Annotated in this window: 5 protein-coding genes; 2 read left to right on the forward strand and 3 right to left on the reverse strand. The window is 70.1% G+C overall.

Annotation, left to right across the window (positions count from 1 at the left end; genetic code table 11):
- The 3 genes from NQ204_RS19420 to NQ204_RS19430 all read right to left on the reverse strand — a co-directional run.
- On the reverse strand, positions 1-494 hold a 494-nt coding region (locus NQ204_RS19420), incomplete at its 3' end, for an AMIN domain-containing protein (protein WP_256644688.1).
- Between the two features lie 81 nt (positions 495-575).
- A complete protein-coding gene (gene tsaE, locus NQ204_RS19425; RefSeq protein ID WP_256644689.1) occupies positions 576-1,058 on the reverse strand; it encodes a tRNA (adenosine(37)-N6)-threonylcarbamoyltransferase complex ATPase subunit type 1 TsaE in 483 nt (160 codons plus the stop codon).
- Positions 1,055-2,539 (reverse strand): NAD(P)H-hydrate dehydratase, encoded by a 1,485-nt coding sequence (locus NQ204_RS19430; protein ID WP_116865369.1) that lies wholly within the window; start codon positions 2,537-2,539, stop codon positions 1,055-1,057. The genes tsaE and NQ204_RS19430 overlap by 4 nt, the downstream gene beginning before the upstream one ends.
- Positions 2,540-2,562: 23 nt before the next feature.
- Here NQ204_RS19430 and queG point away from each other — a divergent pair, with 23 nt between their 5' ends.
- Entirely contained in the window at positions 2,563-3,633 is a 1,071-nt protein-coding gene (gene queG, locus NQ204_RS19435) for a tRNA epoxyqueuosine(34) reductase QueG (protein ID WP_256644690.1), read from the forward strand.
- 44 nt (positions 3,634-3,677) lie between these two features.
- Positions 3,678-5,009, forward strand: a complete 1,332-nt coding sequence (gene xseA / locus NQ204_RS19440) for an exodeoxyribonuclease VII large subunit (RefSeq protein ID WP_256644691.1) — start codon at positions 3,678-3,680, stop codon at positions 5,007-5,009.
- Positions 5,010-5,460: the final 451 nt, after the last annotated feature.

Raw genomic sequence — 5,460 nt, forward strand, 5'->3', positions numbered from 1 at the left:
CCACGCGACTGCGCGTTCTGCGCGGCGGCCGCATCGGCGGCGGACGGGGTGACCGCTGCGGTGGCCGCAGGCGCGGCCGGGCGGGCGGCCGTTGCCGGGCCATCGCCCGGCCACTCGATCACCAGCTTGGATTCATTGCCTTCACGCTGCATCTGCGGGCGGAACGGCGACACCGACGCAGCAAGGTCGAAAACGACACGGAACGTGCCCGGCACCGGCTGACCGGTGCGGACGGCGGTGACCACGCCCTGCGCGGCCGGCATCTTCAGGTTGTGCACGGCGCTGGAATCGGGGAAGTCGATCACCAGGCGGTTCGGCGAGGACAGCGACAGGGTTTTGTAGCCGCCGCTGCCCACCAGGGAGATCTCAGCGCGGGTACCGCTCGCGCCGGTATTGAGCTGGACCTGGCGGACCTCACCTGCCCACGCGCAGACGCTCGTCAGACCTAGTCCGACGGCGGCACAGATGGCGATGAGACGGTTCCCCAGGCGCATGGTCAGGATTCAATCACCGCGCTGAACGGAATGCAACACCTTTTTCCTTAATAATCCGTAACCTGCCGGTGTTTGTTCTCGTCAGCCGACAGAAATGGCCTGCAAGTCGCCCCCATCGGGAAGTCGACCCAGCCATTCACGGCCCACGTCGCCGGCCCCAGTGAGACGGACGCGCCGCCCCTGCCCTTCGATTTCCAGTGCCACTATCAGATCGGTGGGCGGCAGCGCGCCGGCGCCGCGCTCAGGCCATTCGACCAGCCACAGCACCGCACTGCCCTCGTCCAGGCCGAGGAAATCCAGCTCACCGGCCTGGCCGATGCGGTACAGGTCCAGGTGCCACGCTTCGCCGCCACTGGACAGCGGATAGCGCTCGACCAGGGTGTAGGTGGGGCTGCGGATCGCACCCTGCACCCCGAGCGCGCGCAGCAGCGCACGGGCCGTGGTGGATTTGCCGGCGCCGAGGTTACCGCGCAGCTCGACCAGCGCCTGCGGGGGCCGCGTGGCGGCCAGCCACTGGCCCAGCAGTTCGGTGGCTTCGCTGTCGGCCAGGAAGAATTCAGTCATTGCAGGGGTTCCGGGTTGGCCAGCCGCCGCAGGGGCACCAGCAGATCAGTAGGGAGCAGACCACGCGCGCCATCGAGGGCAGCGACATCGCCGGCCAGCGCGTGCAGCAGCGCGCCACACGCGGCGGCATCGAAGGCATCCAGGCCCTGCGCGCGCAGGCTGGCGATGATGCCGGTGAGCAGGTCACCCATGCCGCCCACGGCCATGCCGGGATTGCCGGCGGCGATCAGGCGCGGAGTGCGGCCGGGGGCGGCGACGATGCTGCCGGCGCCCTTCAGCACCACCACGGCGTGGTAGCGCTCGGCCAGCGCCTGGGCGCAGTGGTAGCGATCGGCCTGGATGTCGGCCCTGTTGCATTCCAGCAGACGCGCGGCCTCACCCGGGTGCGGAGTCAGAATGGCATCGGGCAGCGCGCGTGGGTCGCGGGCGAGCAGGTTCAGCGCATCGGCATCGAGCACCAGCGGCTTGCCACAGGCCAGCACGCGGGTGAACAGCGCATGCGCCCAGTCGTCCTGGCCCAGGCCGGGGCCGATGGCCACGACCTTGGCCTTTTCAAGCAGGCCGGGCAGCGCGTCGCCATCTTCCAGCGCATGCACCATGGCCTCGGGCAGGCGCGCCAGCAGCGGGCCGACATGGTCGCCGCGGGTGCCGATGCTGAGCAGTCCGGCACCGGCGCGCAGGCCGGCCTCGGCAGCCAGGGCGATGGCCCCACCACTGCCGTGGTTGCCGCCCACGCACAGCACGTGGCCGGATTCGCCCTTGTGGGTATTGGCGCGCCGTGGCTTCAGCAATGCCGGCAAGCGCGCACCCGTCCAGTGCTCGGCCGCGGCCGAAACGCCCTGCCACGCCGCCTTGGGCAGCTGCAGCGCGGCCAGCGCCGGTTCGCCTGCGTGCTCCAGCGCGTCGCCGGTGTACAGGCCGCGGTGCGGCACGATGAACTGCAGGGTCAGCGCGGCGCGCACCGCGACGCCCGGCACCGTGCCACGGTCGGCGTCGACGCCGCTGGGCACATCCAGTGCGAATACCGGTGCGTCCTGTGTGTTCAGTGCTTCGATCACACCCTGTGCTGCACCTTCCGGCGCCCGGTCGAAACCCAGCCCGAACAGGCCATCCACCCAGATATCGGCCGCGGGCAGCGTTCCGTCAAATTCCGCCAGGGTTCCCCCGACGGACCTGAAATCCGATGTTGCCCGTTGCGCCAACGCGGTGGCTGGCGGTTTGCCCGGCAGGGTCAGCGCCGTTACCCGACGCCCGGCCAGCAGCGCATGTCGCGCCAGCACCAGGCCGTCGCCGCCGTTGTTGCCGCTGCCCACCACCACGCCCACATTCAGCGCCTGTGGCCAGTGCCGCAGCAGGCGCTGCCAGGCAGCCAGCCCGGCCTGGGCCATCAGCTCCCAGCCACCATCGCCCGCCAGCGCCGAGGCCTGGGCATCCAGCGCACGCGCAGCAGCAGAATCAAACAGATCGGCAAGGTTGGCCATGCGGAGATTTTATACTGATGCGCATGTTCCCCGCCCCTGCCCCCCTCGATCCGGCCCTGGCCGTGCAGCGCATCCGCGAACTCGCCCGTGCGCATGGCTTCCAGCGCTGCGGCATCGCCGGCATCGAGCTGGGCGAGGATGAGGCGCACCTGGCCGACTGGCTGGGCAAGGGCCTGTACGGGACGATGGCCTGGATGGCCCGCCACGGCACCCTGCGCGCGCGCCCGGCCGAACTGCTGCCAGGGACGGTGCGGGTGATTTCGGTGGGCATGGATTACAGCCACAAGGACGACACCGAAGCCTGGGCGACCCTGGCCGATCCCGGCCGCGCCTATGTGGCGCGCTACGCGCTGGGCCGCGACTACCACAAGCTGATGCGCAACCGGCTGCAGAAGCTGGCCACGCAGATCAACGATGAGGTGGCGCCGCTGGGCTACCGCGTCTTCGTCGATTCGGCGCCGGTGCTGGAACGCGCGCTGGCGCGCAACGCCGGGCTCGGCTGGATCGGCAAGCACACCTGCCTGATCGACCGTCACGGCGGTTCCTGGTTCTTCATCGGCGAGATCTACATCGACATCCCGCTGCCGATCGACGCAGCGGCCACCGCGCACTGCGGCACCTGCACGCGCTGCATCGATGTCTGCCCCACCCAGGCCATCATCGCCCCGCAGCGGCTGGATGCACGGCGCTGCATTTCCTACCTGACCATCGAACACGACGGTGCCATTCCCGAAGACATGCGACCGCTGATCGGCAACCGCATCTACGGCTGCGACGACTGCCAGCTGGTCTGCCCCTGGAACAAGTTCGCCAAGCGCACCGACGAAGCGGATTTCCGTGCGCGCAACAATCTCGATACCGCACGCCTGGACCAGCTGTTCGCCTGGGATGAAGCCGAATTCCTGCGCCGCACCGAAGGCAGCCCGATCCGCCGCAGCGGCCACGAGCGCTGGCTGCGCAACATCGCGGTCGCGCTGGGCAATGCGCCGGCGTCGACCGACGCACTGGCCGCCCTGCACACCCGTATCGACGATCCCTCGCCCGTGGTGCGCGAGCACGTGCAGTGGGCGCTGGCCCAGCACGGCGCGCGCTGACGTGCGATCCTGAGCGCCCTGCTCCGCCCGTCACCGCCGTACCCATGCAGCCACGCAACGACGACGTCCTCACCCCCAGCCAGCTCAACACCCTGGCCCGCGACCTGCTGGAAGGCAGCTTCCCGGCGATCTGGGTCGAAGCCGAGCTGGGCAGCGTCGCCCGCCCCGCGTCCGGGCATCTGTACTTCACCCTGAAGGATGCGCGCGCACAGCTGCGTGCAGCGATGTTCCGGATGAAGGCGCAGTACCTGAAGTTCGTGCCGCGCGAAGGCATGCGCGTGCTGGTGCGCGGCAAGGTGACGCTGTACGACGCGCGTGGCGAGTACCAGATGGTGCTGGACCACATGGAAGAAGCCGGCGAAGGCGCACTGCGCCGCGCCTTCGAGGAGCTGAAGGCACGCCTGGAAGCCGAGGGCCTGTTCGACCCGGCGCGCAAGCGACCGATGCCGGCGCACGTGCAGCGCCTGGCGGTGATCACCTCGCCCACCGGCGCAGCCGTGCGCGACGTGCTGAGCGTGCTGGCCCGCCGTTTTCCGCTGCTGGAAGTGGACCTGCTGCCGACCCTGGTCCAGGGCAGCACCGCCGCCGCGCAGATCACCCGCCTGCTGCAGGCCGCCGATGCCAGCGGCCGCTACGACGTGATCCTGCTGACCCGCGGTGGTGGTTCGCTGGAAGACCTGTGGGCGTTCAATGACGAGGCGCTAGCCCGGGCGATCGCCGCCAGCGGCACGCCGGTGGTCTCGGCGGTAGGCCACGAAACGGACTTCAGCCTGAGCGACTTCGCCGCCGACCTGCGCGCGCCGACGCCGTCGGTGGCAGCCGAACTGCTGGTTCCCGACCAGCGCGAACTGACCCTGCGCCTGCGCCGCACGGCCGCGCGCATGGTGCAGCTGCAGCGGCACACGATGCAGCAGGCGATGCAGCGCGCCGACCGCGCCCTGCTGCGGCTGAACGCGCAGAGCCCGCAGGCGCGCCTGGACCTGCTGCGTCGTCGCCAGCTCGACCTGGGCCGACGCCTGCATGCGGCCTTCAACCAGCAGCAGGAGCGCCGCGCCGCACGCCTGCGCCATGCGGCAGCGGTGCTGCGCGGTCACCACCCGCAGCGCCAGCTGGACGAGATGCAGCGGCGCCTGACGGCCCTGCGCAGTCGCCCGCAGGCGGCACTGCAGCGCCTGCTGCAACGTGATGCCTTGCGCCTGCGCGGGCTGGCGCGCTCGCTGGAAGCGGTAAGCCCGCTGGCGACGGTGGCACGTGGTTACAGCATCCTGACCCGCAGTGACGACGGCACGCTGGTGCGTGAGGTCGGGCAGGTACAGGCGGGGGATGCGCTGCAGGCGCGCGTCGGCGACGGCGTGATCGACGTGCTGGTCAAGTAAGGGGGGGGGTTTGGCAGGGCTTGCAGCCCTGCACCTGCTGCAGATCAACAGCAACGTCAAAAGCCGAAGCCAAAGCCAAAGCCAAAGCAAAAGCGACTCTGGTTTTCTGCTGGTTGGGCGGGGCGGTGTGGGTGGTCAGGACACGCCGTAAACCCATCCATGGGGGCTCGATGGCGCCATCCATGGCGCCAACGGTCCTGCCCACCCACACCGCCCCACCTCTGACAGGTTCACGCGGCTGTTGGTAGGTGTCGACCTTGGTCGACACGATTTCCCCATCGGATATCGAATTCCATCTGGGGTCAGAGCCCGTTGCGCAGCAACGGGATCCGACCCCGTGCTCCGACAGATCGCGGAGAACTGTCGAAGGCGGGGTGGGTCCGGTTGAGGGGGGGGTGAGCGGGGGGGGGGGGGGGGGGGGGGGGGGGGGGGGGGGGGGGGGGGGGGGGGG

The sequence above is a fragment of the Stenotrophomonas testudinis genome, from assembly GCF_024499815.1.
In the GTDB taxonomy this organism is placed as follows: Bacteria; Pseudomonadota; Gammaproteobacteria; order Xanthomonadales; family Xanthomonadaceae; genus Stenotrophomonas.

Coding starts and splice junctions, on each gene's coding strand:
- tsaE (WP_256644689.1), bottom strand. CDS start 1,058: ATGACTGAATTCTTCCTGGCCGACAGCGAAGCCACCGAACTGCTGGGC.
- NQ204_RS19430 (WP_116865369.1), bottom strand. CDS start 2,539: ATGGCCAACCTTGCCGATCTGTTTGATTCTGCTGCTGCGCGTGCGCTG.
- queG (WP_256644690.1), top strand. CDS start 2,563: ATGTTCCCCGCCCCTGCCCCCCTCGATCCGGCCCTGGCCGTGCAGCGC.
- xseA (WP_256644691.1), top strand. CDS start 3,678: ATGCAGCCACGCAACGACGACGTCCTCACCCCCAGCCAGCTCAACACC.